Below are 13,558 nucleotides of genomic sequence, written 5' to 3'. Positions count from 1 at the left end.
CGTTTTTACTTACTGAAGACAGAAGCGCTTACTTGTAAACCGGGAAGCGGCCACACACCTCTGCCACTTTATCCAACACCTGGGCTTCGATGCCGCTGGTGTCTTCACCCTTGGCCAGCACATCGAGGATATCGCAGATCCAGCCTGCCAGTTGGGTACACTCTTGCTCACCGAAACCGCGGGTGGTCACTGCCGGGGTGCCGATACGCAGGCCGGAGGTGACGAATGGGCTTTGCGGGTCGTTGGGCACGGCGTTCTTGTTGACGGTGATGTGGGCGCGGCCCAGGGCAGCATCCGCATCCTTGCCGGTCACGCCCTGCTTGATCAGAGAAAGCAGGAACAGGTGGTCTTCGGTACCACCCGAGACGATGTCGTAGCCACGCTCGATGAACACGGTTGCCATGGCCTGTGCGTTCTTGACGACCTGCTGCTGGTAGGTCTTGAACTCGGGCGCCATGGCTTCCTTGAAGCAGATCGCCTTGGCCGCAATGACGTGCATCAGCGGGCCGCCCTGGCCGCCGGGGAACACGGCAGACTGGAGCTTTTTCTCGATCTCGGGGTTGTTTTCCGCCGAGAGGATCACGCCGCTACGGGGGCCACGCAGGGTCTTGTGGGTGGTTGAGGTGACCACGTGGGCGTGGGGCAGCGGGCTGGGGTAGACACCGGCCGCCACCAGACCCGAAACGTGGGCCATATCGACCAGCAGGTAAGCCCCTACTTCGTCGGCGATTTCGCGGAATTTGGCCCAATCGACAATCTGGGAGTAGGCCGAGAAGCCCGCAATGATCATTTTCGGCTGGTGCTCACGAGCCAGCTGAGCCACCTGAGCGTAATCGATCAGGCCCTGCTCATCGAGACCGTACTGGATGGCGTTGTAGTGCTTGCCCGAGAAGTTGGGCTTGGCACCGTGGGTCAGGTGTCCGCCCGCGTCCAGGCTCATGCCGAGGATGGTATCGCCGGGGCTGACCAGCGCCTGGAATACGGCACTGTTTGCCTGAGAGCCGGAGTGCGGCTGCACGTTGACGTAGGTGGCGCCAAACAGCTCCTTGGCGTAATCGATGGCCAGGTTCTCGGCGATATCGACAAACTCACAGCCGCCGTAGTAGCGCTTGCCGGGGTAGCCTTCAGCGTATTTATTGGTCAGCTGGCTGCCTTGTGCTTCCAGGACACGCGGGCTGGCGTAGTTTTCGGAAGCAATCAGTTCGATGTGGGCTTCCTGGCGTGCCACTTCCTTCTGCATGGCATCAAACAGCACATCATCGAATCCGGCAATTGTCATGTCGCGGCTGAACATCGGCGGGAACCTCGTAACGAAACGGTCATCATGGAGAAGCGAGGGAGCCATGATAACCCACTCGGACGCGACTTTCATCGCATCCGTATCAGGTGTTACATGAGCATGTTTCATGTTGGCGGTAGCCTTTACAGGCTGACCAACTGGACAACCGCGCTATTTCAATTCGAAAGTGACGCGTAGGCGCTGACTGCTGCCCAGCGGGTCCATCATGAATTGTTCGAGGGTAAAGGGGTCCGGCAGCGCGATGTGCGTGGTCAAGGATTGGGCGTGCCCCCCCATGATATCGACCAGAGCTACCATCAGCTTGGCGACCTGCGGGCCTGCCAGCCTTTCGAACTGGCGAGCCTGAGCCCAGCCTTGCGCCACCATTTGCGAGGTGCTGATCCCCTCCTGGGTGGCGAGTTCGGTGGCGAGGCGCGGCAGCAGGCCAGCATCCTTGTAGGCCAGGGTGACATTACCGCCGTGAAGCCTGGCCGTTTCGAACAGGGCTGGGTGTTGCATGGCCTGTTCGATGGTGGCACGCCCAGGTAGCGTTACGGGAAGCGCCATCTGATAGCTCACCTCCCCCGCCTCGCTGAGCTGTAAAAAACCTTCCGCCTTCAGCTGCGGCGGTTGGGTATCCTCATGCCACTCGGAGACGCTACGCCCTGCGGCATTCAGGCGCCCGCTGCCACCGGTCAGCACGTTATTCACGGCCTGTAGATCCAGGCGCTCTTGCGGTGGCGCCAGGCCAATCAACGCCCCCATATCCAGCGCGGCCCCTTGAAAGCCCATATCGCTGACATAGAGGTTGCCGCTGGCCCAGGCACGCTCCAGCAGCACGCTCCAGCGGTCACCGGTCAGGCTGAAGCCGTTCACTTCGGCCCACGCCAGCTGCTCCTCTCCTGGGCGATCGAGCCCTTCCAGCCCACGTATACTCAGCTCATCCAGCCCCAGCGAAGCGCTAAAGCCCGACGCCAGATCATTGAATTCGGCCTTCAACCCCTGAAGCTCAAAGCGCCCAAGGGCGGCGTCGCTCATCTCTTCCAGCACCAACGCTTGCAAGGTGAGGTAGCCCGTCAGCGCCGCGTCGTTGCCCCACTCTTCCGTCCACTGCTTGGCCAAGGTGCCGTCCAGCCAGACAGACAGCTCACGCAGCTGTAAACCGTGAAGCGGAGCATCATGGGCAAGCACGCTGGACAACAGGGGCACGGCAGCCCCCGGGCGAGCCAGCGTCATTTCAGACAGGCTCAAGACCGGGTCACGGACGTCAGGCTCAATGATACGTATGCCGTAAAAGGAGACGCTGTCAGGTTGGTCGTAATCGCCCTGCACGTGGTAAGCCTCAATGGTCACCACATCGCCTTGCGCCAAGCGAATCACGATGTGTTCGGCCACCACGCGCTGGCCCTGTTCGCGAAGCTCTCCAATCTCGATGAGCTGTTCGCCGCTCCCCCAAAGGGTTTGCAGGTCTGCCTCCAAACGTGCCACAGACGCATGGGCACCACCGGCACTCAGCAATAAGGCGAGAAGGCTTACACAAAGCGGCATAGCACGCGTTGACATGGAAAACGGAGATAAGAAATGAGAGACGTTAAACGACCGCATGCCGCGAACTCCAATGAAGAGGCGCGTAGCATACACGAAGCCTGCTTTGTGAAAAGCGAAGAATGCGCCGGCTCATGCAGTTGCCCAATAAACTGGCCTCCCACAGGTTGGTTTGGTGGCTGCTCAGGCTATAACCCAATGAATTGGCCTCCTTCTGTTCAAGAAGCTTTGCTGTGGCTGAGAGCTTCTTGCGGCTGGAAGCCTATTGTGGGAGGGAGCTTTAGCTCGCGATGATTCCAGCACGGGTGCCTGCCCAAGCAGTCGCCCAATGAAATTGGCCTCCCACAGGATAGCTTGGTTGGCTGCTCAGGCTATAAGCCCATGCATTGGCCTCCTACAAGTTAGTTTGGGTGGCTGCGCTACCCAGTTACAGCCATATAGCATTCCAGTAGCTATAGGCTTTGATATCGTCGACCAGGTTGGCACGCAATGGATTGGCGACAATGTATCTGGCCGCCGCTTTTAGGGCAGTTTCATCCCTAATCATTCGATCATGAAAGCCGTCCTGCCAAACGCTCTGTCCAATATCCAAAGAGACATAAGCCTTGTAGCGTCTTACGGCCTCCGATAGCTGTTCATTTAGTTGAAAAAGCCAATGAATGTGGTCTGGCATGACGACATAGGCGTAGGTAGTGGCAAGAACTGACACACGTGGATGATAAAAGTGTCGAGCCGCGTGACGGGCCTGGGAAAAAGTGGAAAAGACAGGTTGCCGACGCTGAGTGGTGATGGTCACCAGGTAGTAACTGTTGGGGATGGAGAGCCTGCCACGTCTCAGCTGATAACTTCTATTCATGTGGCCACTCTCCCTTTATGTGATTAACTTTATTTAAACTAGCATATTTTCGTTAATCGATTGAGCGATGACAGAAAGCGCAGGTGAAGCTGGGAGCTTCTTGTGGCTGGAAGCTTCTTGTGGGAGGGAGCTTTAGCTCGCGATGATTCCAGCACCCAGCTTGATATGGGTGCCTGCCCAGGCAGTCGCCCAATGAAATTGGCCTCCCACAGGTTAGCTTGGGTGACTGCCCAAGCAGTCGCCCAATAAATTGGCCTCCCACAGGATAGCCTAGGTGCCTGCCCAGGCAATCGCCCAATAAATTGGCCTCCCACAGGATAGCTTGGGTGCCTACCCAGGCAATCGCCCAATGAAATTGGCCTCCCACAGGATAGCTTGGGTGGCTGCTCAGGCTATAGCCAATGAGTTGACCTCCCAGAGGTTAAGAAGACCTGCTGTGGCTGGAAGCTTCTTGTGGCTGGGAGCCTCTCGAGGGAGGGAGCTTTAGCTCGCGACGATTCAAGCACGGGTGCCTGCCCAGGCAGTCGCCCAATGAAATTGGCCTCCCACAGGATAGCTTGGGTGGCTGCACTGGCTATAGCCAATAACCCCACTGTGGCTGGGAGCCTCTCGTGGGAGGGAGCTTTAGCTCGCGATGATTCCAGCACCCAGCTTGATATGGGTGCCTGCCCAAGCAATCGCCCAATGAAATTGGCCTCCCACAAGATAGCTTGAGTGGCTGCCCAAGCAATCGCCCAATAAATTGGCCTCCCACAAGATAGCCTAGGTGCCTACCCAGGCAGTCGCCCAATAAATTGGCCTCCCACAGGATAGCTTGGGTGGCTACTCTGGCTATAAGCCAATGAACTGGCCTCCCACAAGTTGGTTTGGGTGGCTGCTCTGGTATAAGTATAGCCAATGAATTAGCCAATAAGCCCAGCTGTGGCTGGAAGCTTCTTGTGGCTGGAAGCTTCTTGTGGCTGGAAGCTTCTTGTGGCTGGAAGCTTCTTGTGGCTGGAAGCTTCTTGTGGCTGGGAGACTCTTGTGGCTGGGAGACTCTTGTGGGAGGGAGCTTTAGCTCGCGATGATTCCAGTACCCAGCTTGATATGGGTGCCTGCCCAAGCAATCGCCCAATAAATTGGCCTCCCACAGGATAGCTTGGGTGCCTGCCCAGGCAGTCGCCCAATGAAATTGGCCTCCCACAGGATAGCTTGGGTGGCTGCTCTGGCTATAAGCCAATGGATGGGCCTCTCTCAAGTGGGCTTGAGTGGCTGCCTGGGCAGCCACTCTTTCGTTACTTACGCTTCGCCTAACAGCCCTAGGCTGGCGGCGGGGGCTTGGCGGCGCAGTTGGTAAGAAAGCAGATGACCAATGATGCCGATCAACAGCGCGCCGCCCAAGGGCAGCACTAGCCATAGGCCCCAATGCAGGCGCGGGGTGAGGTCGAGCCAGTAGAGGTAGAGCGCGGCGGTGACCAGCTCGGCCAGCACGGCGCCCAGCAGCCCGCTGGCAAAGCCCAGCAGGGCGTACTCGGCTCCTTGCACGCGGGAGATCATCCGATTACCCGCCCCGAACACCCGCAGCAGGCCGCTTTCATGGGCGCGTACCGGTCGGCTGGCCGTGAGGGCGGCATACAACACGCTCACCCCTGCCAACAGCACCAGGGCCAGCACCAGCTCGACTGCCCGCGTTACCTGGGTGAGCACGTCCCGCACCTGGCCCAGAATGGCATCGACGTTGAGCAACGAGACGCCCGGGAAGTCGCTGACCAGCTGGCGTACCAAGCCCTGCTCCGCGTCTGGCAAGTGGAAGGCGGTGATGAAGCTATGCCCAAAGGACTCCAACACGCCCGGCGGAAAGATCACGAAGAAGTTGGGGTTGAAGCTATCCCAGTTCAGGCTGCGCAAACTGTCGATGCGGGTGGTGATGGTATCGCCCCCCACGGTGAAGGTCATTTCATCGCCCACGCCTAGCCCCAGGCGGGCTGCCAGCCCCTCCTCCACGGAAATGGGCACGGTGCTGGCCACCGCCGAGGCAGTGGCTTCGACTTCACTCATCCAGCCCTGGGGCTCGCTGGGGGTGCGAAACCATTGCCCAGCCACCACGCGATTGCCTTCCGGCAGCGTGGCTTGCCAGGTGAGGTTCAGCTCCCGGCGCAAGGAGTTGTCGCCACGGGCATCGGGTGGCACGACATCCCGGGGGGCTTGCCCGTTGATGGCACTGATGCGCCCGCGCACCATGGGGTAGAGCGTGCTTTGGGTCTCGACGCGCGGGGCCACGGCCTGCTCGAAGGCCTCGCGTTCGCTGGGCTGGATATTGATGGCAAAGTAGTTGGGCGTGGTGTCCGGCAGCTGGTCTTGCCAGGTGGTCAGCAGATCACCACGTACCAGCACGATCATGGCCATGGCGAAAAACGTCACCGAAAAGGCCAGCAGTTGCCCCAACCCGGCCTGTTTGCGGCGGGCCAACTGCCGCCCCCCCAGGCGCAGGGCCTGGCCCCATTCACTGGCACCGGAGAGGCGCTGCACTGCCTTGAGCAAGCCGTTCAACAGCAAGGCACTGACGCCCCACAACAGTGCCAGCAACAGCGAACCGCCCAGCAGCAGCGCCAGAGCCAGCGAGAAGCTGCCCGAGTAGAGCCATAGCAGGCCACCAAACACCAGGCTGGCCACGCCCACCACCAGCCAGGCGGCAGGTGGCAGCGGGTCCAGCTCACGGCGCAGCACTTTCAGCGCGCTCACCTGCTTGATGCGCAGCAAGGTGGGGCCGGCAAAGCCCACCAGCACCGCCAGCGCGGTGAAGATACCCAGCCATAGCGGCATGATGCCTGGGGCAGGCAGCGTCATGGGCAGGAAGCTGCTCAACAACCACAGCAGCAGCGCCTGGCCTAACAGCCCGAGAATGGCCCCCAGCAGCGAGGCTATCAACGCCAGCCCCACCAACTGCAGGCTAAACAGCACGACCAGCTGTTGCTGGCTAGCGCCGAAGCAGCGCAGCAGCGCGGCGGTGTCCAGGTGGCGTTCGACATAGCGACGAGTCGACATGGCCACTGCGACCCCGGCCAACAGCACGGCCGCCAGCCCTGCCAGCCCCAGGTAGCTCTCCGCGCGCTGCAGTGCATTGCCCAGCTGCGGCCGGTCGACGCGGACATCACGCACGTCCACGCCCTCCCGGCGTAATTCCGCCAGCAAGCCTTGCACTTGCTCCAGAGCAGCAGGCGGCCCGGCGGCCAGCAGCTCGAACTCGACCCGGGAGCCAGGCTGCACCAGCCCGGTGGCATCAAGGTCGGCGGTATTGAGCATCAGCCGGGGGTTGAAGTTGCCAAACCCTGCGGACTGGTCGGCTTCACGCTCGATGATGCCGGTGATGGTCAGCTCGGTTTGGCCTACCTGTACCTGATCACCGATTTCGATCTCGATCAGCTCCGCCAGGCGCGGGTCGGCCCAGGCTTCACCGGCGGCAGGCCCGGAGGCCAACCGCTCGACGCCATTGCCCAGATCGACCAGGTTGACGCCATAATGCGGGTAGATATCATCGACGGCCTTGAGGCTAGCCGGTTGAAAGCGCTCACCGCGACTAATCATCGACACCAGGTTTACCTGATCGCTCAGGGTAAAGCCCGCCGCTTCGAGTTCGGCACGCAGGCTCTCACCGAAGGGCTCGCGCTGTTCCAGTACCAGGTCGCCGCCCAGTATCTGGCTGGCCTGACGCTCCAGGCCGCGCTCCAGACGGTCCAGGAAAAAGGCGATCATGGTAGATGCCGCCACCGCCAACATCAGCGCCACGAACAGCGCCCGGACATCTGACGCGCGCAAGTCACGTTTTAAACTGCGGGCGGCCAGCCGCCAGTTGATCTCACTCATTGCCTTCCTCGCTGGTGGCCGGGGCGGGAACGAAAGGCGTCAACTGCCCATTGTTGAGCCGCAGGCAGCGGTCGCAACGACGCGCCAATGCGTGGTCGTGGGTCACCAGGATCAGCGTGGTGCCTGCCTGCTGGTTCAGCGTGAACAGTAGGTCGATGATTTGTGCGCCGGTATCCGGGTCGAGGTTGCCGGTGGGTTCGTCGGCGAACACCAGTTCCGGGTCGGTGACGAAGGCACGGGCAATCGCCACGCGCTGCTGCTCGCCCCCCGACAGCTGCTTGGGCAGATGCGAGGTGCGCTCCCCTAGCCCCACACGTTCCAGCCATTGCTGGGCGGCAGCGGTTTCCCCTGCCCGTGGCGACAGCTCCAGTGGCAGCAGCACGTTTTCGAAGGCGCTGAGCGTGGGCAGCAGTTGGAAATTTTGAAACACGAAGCCTACTCGTCCGGCCCTGAGCGCGGCACGGCCATCCTCATCCAGCTGGCTCAACGGGTGACCAAATAGCGTCAGCTCACCGTCGCTGGGCGTGTCTAGCCCCGCCAGTAGCCCCAGCAGGGTTGACTTGCCTGCCCCACTCTTGCCCAGAATGGCAACGCTTTCCCCGGCGGCCACGCTGAGGTCGAGGTTGTCCAGAATGGTCAGCGAGCGCTCGCCACTGGCGACGCGTTTTGCCAACTGATGGGCATGTAGCACCACGTTGGGCGCCATGGCCGGGGGAACCTTATCTGACGTTAGCGTGTCGGTGATGGGCGGATGCGCGTTGGCAGCATCGCTGGGCACTTTGGAAGTAGGGTCAGAGGAGTAGGACATGAAGCGTGAATTCCCTTTAATAACGGTTCGACAACGAATGGTACCTATACAGCAGGCGATGCACACGACACTCTTGAAAACTGGCTTCTTCAACACAGCTTTTTCAAAATCGGCCTTCTCAAACTTCGTGATGCTGGTGGCCATTACGCTGGTGGCCTGCTTGAGCGTACTTCCAGCGCACGCCGATGACGGCCATGATGACGACAGTGCCCACTCATTGCCCACGCTGCTGGTGATGGGCGATAGCTTGAGCGCTGCCTATGGTATCGAAGAAGAGCAAGGCTGGGTGGCGCTGCTCGCCGAGCGCCTGGACGGCCAGGCCCAAGTGGTCAATGCCAGCATCAGCGGTGAAACCACCTCTGGCGGTGCGCAACGATTCGCCGATATTCTCCGACAGCGTCAGCCGGATATCGTTCTGCTGGAGCTGGGCGGCAACGATGGTCTGCGTGGCCTGCCCCCCGCCCAGATGCGCGCCAACCTGGCCAGCATGATCGAACAGAGCCAGCAGGCCGACGCCGAGGTGCTGCTGCTGGGCATCGATATTCCGCCTAACTACGGGCAGGCATACCGTGATGCCTTTACCGGCGTGTTCCACTCACTGGCGGATGAGTACGCGCTTTCACTGGTGCCTTTCCTGCTGGAAGATGTGGCGCTCAATACACAGTTGATGCAAAGCGATGGCATTCATCCCACGGCAGAAGCTCAGCCTATCATTCTGGACAACGTTTGGCCCGAACTGGAACCCATGTTGGAAGCCACCTATCAGGCAGCCCAGTAACAAAACGTTGATGCTTTGTGACCAGCAGGGATAGCACTTTTGCATGCCAGCGAGTAATCTTAAGCTCTATTTGCTCAACACTCATGGCGTCCATGTCCCTGCACTCCTCCCCTTCTCCCCATGGCCTGACACGTCGGCGGTTCTTGACCGTCACAGGCGCCTTGTTGCTGGGTGTTGGGCTGGGGTTTCAGCCCTCTCCTGCGGCCGCCTTCAACCCTCAGCAGCTGCGTCAATCCATGCAACGGCTTTACGGCCAAAGCGGCGTGAACGTACTGGAAGAGTGGTTCAGTTTGCTCGACCGCCTGCAGGGCCAGGATATTCAAACGCAGCTGCGTGACGTGAATGACTTCTTCAACCGGCGCATTCGCTGGGTAGATGATATCAACAACTGGGGCCAGGAAGACTTCTGGGCCACGCCCCTGGAAGCCATGGGTAAAGGCCAGGGCGACTGTGAAGATTATTCGATTGCCAAATACATCACGTTAAAGCAGTTGGGCGTTCCGGGTGACCGGCTTCGCATGATTTACGTACGCGCGCGGATCGGGCGTAGTCAGATTACCCAGGCGCACATGGTGCTGGGCTACTACTCGACGCCCAATGCCGAACCGCTGGTGCTGGATAACCTGATGCCTTCCATCACGCCCGCTTCCCAGCGTAACGACCTGGACCCGGTCTTCAGTTTCAATAGCAGTGGTTTGTGGGCAGGCGGCGGCTCCGAGTCTCGCGCCGACCCGCTGGCGCGGTTGTCTCGCTGGCGCAGCGTCATCGAGCGCATGCAATCACAAGGATTCATCTAAGAGGAACAGGCACCATGTCGCTGATCAAACAGCTTTGGCTGGCCATTATCGTGCTGTTGCTGCTGTCGTTCGTCGGCAGCCTGGCCATCAGCATCAACAGCAGCCGCGCCTACATCGAGCAGGAAGTGCGCATCAAGAACGAGGACAACGCCACGGCACTGGCGCTTTCCATGAGCCAGCTGGACAAGGAACTGGTGATCCTCGAATTGCTGATTGCAGCGCAGTTCGATACCGGTTACTACCGTTCTATCGTGCTGCGCGATGCCGAAGGCGACGTGCTGGTGGAACGCCGCGCCGGTGAGTACAGCGGCGACGTCCCCGGCTGGTTTCGTAGCCTGGTGCAGTTCGATGTGCCCACGGGCACGGCCACCGTTCAGGATGGCTGGCGGCAGTTTGGCACGCTGGAGTTGGAGAGCCAGCACAGTTTTGCCTATGCCTCGCTATGGCGCAGCATGCTGGAGCTGGCGGGTTGGTTCCTGCTGGCGGGGGCGATCAGCCTGACCCTGGCCACGGTGATGGTAAGGGGCATCAAGCACCCGCTGGTACGAGTAGTCGCCCAGGCCAAGGACATCAGCGCGCGCCGCTTCACCACCATCAAGGAACCCCGCACGCTGGAGCTGCGTGAAGTGGCCCAAGCAATGAACGTGCTGTCGGCCAACGTGCGCCAGATGCTCAGCCACGAAGGGCAAAAGCTGGACGAGCTACGCCGTCATCTGCAGCACGACCGTGTGACCGGCGCCTTGAACCGCGATGTGATGCTGGGCAAGCTGGGTGCTCTGCTGGAGAGTGAAGACGCCCGTGCCACGGGGCTGCTGGTCATGGTGCGTGTGCGCGCTCTGGAGCAGTTGAACGAGCAGCTTGGCCACCATGCCACCGATGCCCTGCTCAAGCAGCTCACCCAGCAGTTGGCCGCGCTGGATAGCACGTCGGAAGAGCCTCTGGTGGGCCGACTCAACGGCAGTGACTTTCTGCTGATACTACCCATGGAGGAGGAGCCTCACGCACTACTGCCTCGCCTGGAAGAAGCGCTGGCACAGGTAACGTCGCCCCACAATAGCGCCACACCGGGCCTGGCCACCGCCGTGGTAGCCTACCATCCGCATGATGAACGTGGCCCGCTGCTGGCGACGCTGGACGACGCCCTGGCAGAGGCGGAAAGTGCCAGCAGCGCCACCCACACAGTGGTGCGGCAGCGTGAACAGGGCTCCCTGTTCGGCAACCACACGCAGTGGCGCATGGCCCTGACCGACGCCATTGCCCAGGGGCCGCAATTGGCCTACTTCCCGGTCATGGATGCCGAGCAGCAGGTGTTGCACTACGAATGCCCTGCCCGCCTACAGCTGGCTAACCAGTGGCAAAGTGCGGGGCTCTTCATTCCCTGGGTCACGCGTTTTTCGATGGAGCCCGCGCTGGATATCGCAGTAGTGCGCAAGGCTCTTGACAAGCTCAAGGCCCACGGCGAGCAGTCGCTCGGGATCAACCTGTCGATTGCCTCGATTACCAACGCCGAGTTCGTCAATGAGCTGAGACAGCTATTGGAGAAGCAGCCTTCCCAGGCACGCAAGCTCTGCTTCGAGGTACCCGCTACGCTAACGCCACACGCCATTGGCAGCCTGCGCGGGCTATGCAGCGCTCTGCGCCCGCTGGGCTGCCAATTCGGCATCGAGCACGTGGGTGCTGAATTCACCAAACTAGCCGACCTGCACGACGTAGGGTTGAGCTACCTGAAACTGGACAGCAGCCTGGTGCGGGGTATCGATACCTCCCACGAGCAGCAAACCATCGTGCGCGGCATGGCCACCCTGTGCCACTCACTGGGCATTCAGGTGATTGCCGAGGGCGTGGCCACCCCGGAGGAACTGGAAAGCCTGTTCCGCACCGGTGTAGATGGCGTGACAGGCCCAGCCGTTCGCACGCATTAGCGGCTCAAAAGCCAGCACGGCAGCAACAGGCGCGTCTTGAGCGCGCTACGCCTAGATCAGCGTATCTTCATCCCCCAGCAGATTCACATCGTTCTTGGCGCGCAATGCCTTGCGCGCCAAGACTTTCGCTTGTGCCGCTGGCGGCAAATCCGTAAAACTCAACACGCCCTTTGCCAGTAGAACTTCCAGCAGATCCTCAACTACCCTCACAAAGGCCAGGTCAGAGGCGATCATCTGCGCCGACTGCCCCGTTTGCTGGGCCAAAAAGGTAAACACTTCCGGCGAATTGGCCGCGATGGTTTCGTTACACTCGGGCGTAGGCTCCTTGCTAAGCGTCACGATCTCTCCCTTGGCGTTACGTTTGATATAGAGCATAGCGGCTTCCCCTGTAAGTAAACGCGCCTATTGGTTGCTAAACGTCATCTTACTGTAGATACAACAAGGCCGCCCGTAGGCGGCCTTTGGGTTGGGTGGTGGTTAATCGATGTCTAGCTTGCCGTTATTGATCATGTGCTGGATGACGTCAAGCGAGTTACTTGCGCCATCACCGCCAAGGTCAGCAAAGCGTTGACCCTCTAGATGGATGACCTGATCGGCGTTACCTATGTTGCCATTCAACTCACCCTTGGAGCTGATATACAGCAAGGTATCGTCACCTTCTTCTTTAGCGATGATAAAGCGGTCGATGGTGTCCTTGGGCTCATCTTCTAGCAGATCGCTCAGATCCAGCGTGTTGTTACCCGTGCCAAAGTCTTGAACAACATCCAACGCTGGTGTGCCTGCCTGACCTTGATCTCCCCCCTTCCATAGGAAGGTATCATTACCTTCTCCCCCAATCAGGGTATCATTACCTGCCCCACCAAACAGGATATCGTCACCATCGCCACCAATCAGTAGGTCACTGCCCGCACCACCAAACAACGTGTCATTGCCCGCACCTCCCATCAAGGTATCATCGCCGTCACTCCCCTCCACTTTTCCTCCGGCGACCGGGGCTAGAGTAATATCTCCCACCTTATTTACTTGTATAAAGAAGCCGCTGTTTTGTGATGCTGTGCCAGTAATGACAACATGCTGAAACTCACCAATGTTTTCAATGGTATGCGCACCATTAGTAAAATCACCAGATCCGACTTGTTGGTAGTTTTCATCAAAGGCAATCCACTGCCCCGCAGCTCCAGTGCCATTTGCCGTAAAGGTAAAGGAAGTAGTAGGCTCCTTCAACTGGAACAGCAGCTCTTGGTTGTTGTTGCCACTGCTATTCGAGTTTCCATTACCATTATTGCCATTTCCTTGACTATTACCGGACGGCAATACACCGTAGCCCTCCGTTGTAGCCACTGGCTGAGCGTTGTACTGGTTGGTATTACCATTTCCCTTAAAGGCATTGTGCCCATTTCCATTTTGAGCAAGAACGTTCTCAATTGGATACGACAAGTCAGTATCATGCTCAGGATAATCCAGCTCAGGCGGCATCATCACACTAACCCCCACGTCGGTGGTGTCACGGGCGGTGAGGCCCTGGGCATCCGTCACGGTCACGTCGACCGTGGGCAGGTCGTTGCCGGCGTTCACGTGGTCGGCACCGGCCTGGGTCAGCGTGACGTCGCCGGTCAGTTCGTCGATGGCGTAGAAGCCAGCGGCGTTGGTGCCGTCGGTCAGGCTGTAGCGCAGGGCAGCGTCGTCACCGTCAGGGTCAGCACCCTCGCTGGTGGCCACCACGTCGCCTT

At 59.8% G+C, this 13,558-nt stretch carries 10 protein-coding genes; 3 read left to right on the top strand and 7 right to left on the bottom strand.

The features are described from left to right. Window positions 1-28 precede the first annotated feature (28 nt). From glyA to B7L71_RS11860, 5 genes are all read right to left on the bottom strand, one after another. Window positions 29-1,294, bottom strand: coding sequence for a serine hydroxymethyltransferase (gene glyA, locus B7L71_RS11880; RefSeq protein WP_016913272.1), 1,266 nt, complete (start codon window positions 1,292-1,294; stop codon window positions 29-31). Between the two features lie 156 nt (window positions 1,295-1,450). After that, window positions 1,451-2,767, bottom strand: coding sequence for a hypothetical protein (locus tag B7L71_RS11875; protein WP_139790129.1), 1,317 nt, complete (start codon window positions 2,765-2,767; stop codon window positions 1,451-1,453). A gap of 484 nt (window positions 2,768-3,251) precedes the next feature. Next, window positions 3,252-3,680 (bottom strand): REP-associated tyrosine transposase, encoded by a 429-nt coding sequence (locus B7L71_RS11870; RefSeq protein WP_081138170.1) that lies wholly within the window; start codon window positions 3,678-3,680, stop codon window positions 3,252-3,254. Window positions 3,681-4,958: 1,278 nt separating this feature from the next. After that, complete coding sequence (locus B7L71_RS11865) at window positions 4,959-7,523, bottom strand: ABC transporter permease (RefSeq protein ID WP_081138168.1); 2,565 nt, start codon at window positions 7,521-7,523, stop codon at window positions 4,959-4,961. Beyond that, entirely contained in the window at window positions 7,516-8,331 is an 816-nt protein-coding gene (locus B7L71_RS11860; RefSeq protein WP_081138166.1) for an ABC transporter ATP-binding protein, read from the bottom strand. The genes B7L71_RS11865 and B7L71_RS11860 overlap by 8 nt, the downstream gene beginning before the upstream one ends. Window positions 8,332-8,389: 58 nt before the next feature. On the opposite strand from B7L71_RS11860, the gene B7L71_RS11855 reads away from it, so the two are divergent. The 3 genes from B7L71_RS11855 to B7L71_RS11845 all read left to right on the top strand — a co-directional run bounded on the left by B7L71_RS11855 (window position 8,390) and on the right by B7L71_RS11845 (window position 11,828). Beyond that, complete coding sequence (locus B7L71_RS11855; protein ID WP_081138164.1) at window positions 8,390-9,109, top strand: arylesterase; 720 nt, start codon at window positions 8,390-8,392, stop codon at window positions 9,107-9,109. Window positions 9,110-9,201: 92 nt separating this feature from the next. Then, on the top strand, window positions 9,202-9,906 hold the full coding sequence (locus B7L71_RS11850; RefSeq protein WP_446497429.1) for a transglutaminase-like cysteine peptidase: 705 nt from the start codon (window positions 9,202-9,204) through the stop codon (window positions 9,904-9,906). Between the two features lie 14 nt (window positions 9,907-9,920). After that, the gene (locus tag B7L71_RS11845) at window positions 9,921-11,828 is read left to right on the top strand and encodes an EAL domain-containing protein (RefSeq protein WP_081138160.1); all 1,908 of its coding nucleotides are present in this window, start codon (window positions 9,921-9,923) and stop codon (window positions 11,826-11,828) included. Between the two features lie 51 nt (window positions 11,829-11,879). On the opposite strand, the gene B7L71_RS11840 is transcribed toward B7L71_RS11845, so the two are convergent. Together B7L71_RS11840 and B7L71_RS17905 are read right to left on the bottom strand one after the other, a co-directional pair. After that, window positions 11,880-12,203 (bottom strand): tryptophan synthase subunit beta like protein, encoded by a 324-nt coding sequence (locus tag B7L71_RS11840; protein ID WP_081138158.1) that lies wholly within the window; start codon window positions 12,201-12,203, stop codon window positions 11,880-11,882. 102 nt (window positions 12,204-12,305) lie between these two features. Next, on the bottom strand, window positions 12,306-13,558 hold a 1,253-nt coding region (locus tag B7L71_RS17905; protein ID WP_170919494.1), incomplete at its 5' end, for a type I secretion C-terminal target domain-containing protein.

This window comes from Halomonas sp. BC2 (genome assembly GCF_002078115.1).
In the GTDB taxonomy this organism is placed as follows: domain Bacteria; phylum Pseudomonadota; class Gammaproteobacteria; order Pseudomonadales; family Halomonadaceae; genus Vreelandella; species Vreelandella stevensii.
This window is presented reverse-complemented; position numbering and strand designations above follow the sequence as displayed.

Excerpts from the sequence above, each read along its gene's own strand:
- glyA (WP_016913272.1), bottom strand. The coding sequence starts at position 1,294 with ATGTTCAGCCGCGACATGACAATTGCCGGATTCGATGATGTGCTGTTT.
- B7L71_RS11870 (WP_081138170.1), bottom strand. The coding sequence starts at position 3,680 with ATGAATAGAAGTTATCAGCTGAGACGTGGCAGGCTCTCCATCCCCAAC.
- B7L71_RS11865 (WP_081138168.1), bottom strand. The coding sequence starts at position 7,523 with ATGAGTGAGATCAACTGGCGGCTGGCCGCCCGCAGTTTAAAACGTGAC.
- B7L71_RS11860 (WP_081138166.1), bottom strand. The coding sequence starts at position 8,331 with ATGTCCTACTCCTCTGACCCTACTTCCAAAGTGCCCAGCGATGCTGCC.
- B7L71_RS11855 (WP_081138164.1), top strand. The coding sequence starts at position 8,390 with ATGCACACGACACTCTTGAAAACTGGCTTCTTCAACACAGCTTTTTCA.
- B7L71_RS11850 (WP_446497429.1), top strand. The coding sequence starts at position 9,202 with ATGTCCCTGCACTCCTCCCCTTCTCCCCATGGCCTGACACGTCGGCGG.
- B7L71_RS11845 (WP_081138160.1), top strand. The coding sequence starts at position 9,921 with ATGTCGCTGATCAAACAGCTTTGGCTGGCCATTATCGTGCTGTTGCTG.
- B7L71_RS11840 (WP_081138158.1), bottom strand. The coding sequence starts at position 12,203 with ATGCTCTATATCAAACGTAACGCCAAGGGAGAGATCGTGACGCTTAGC.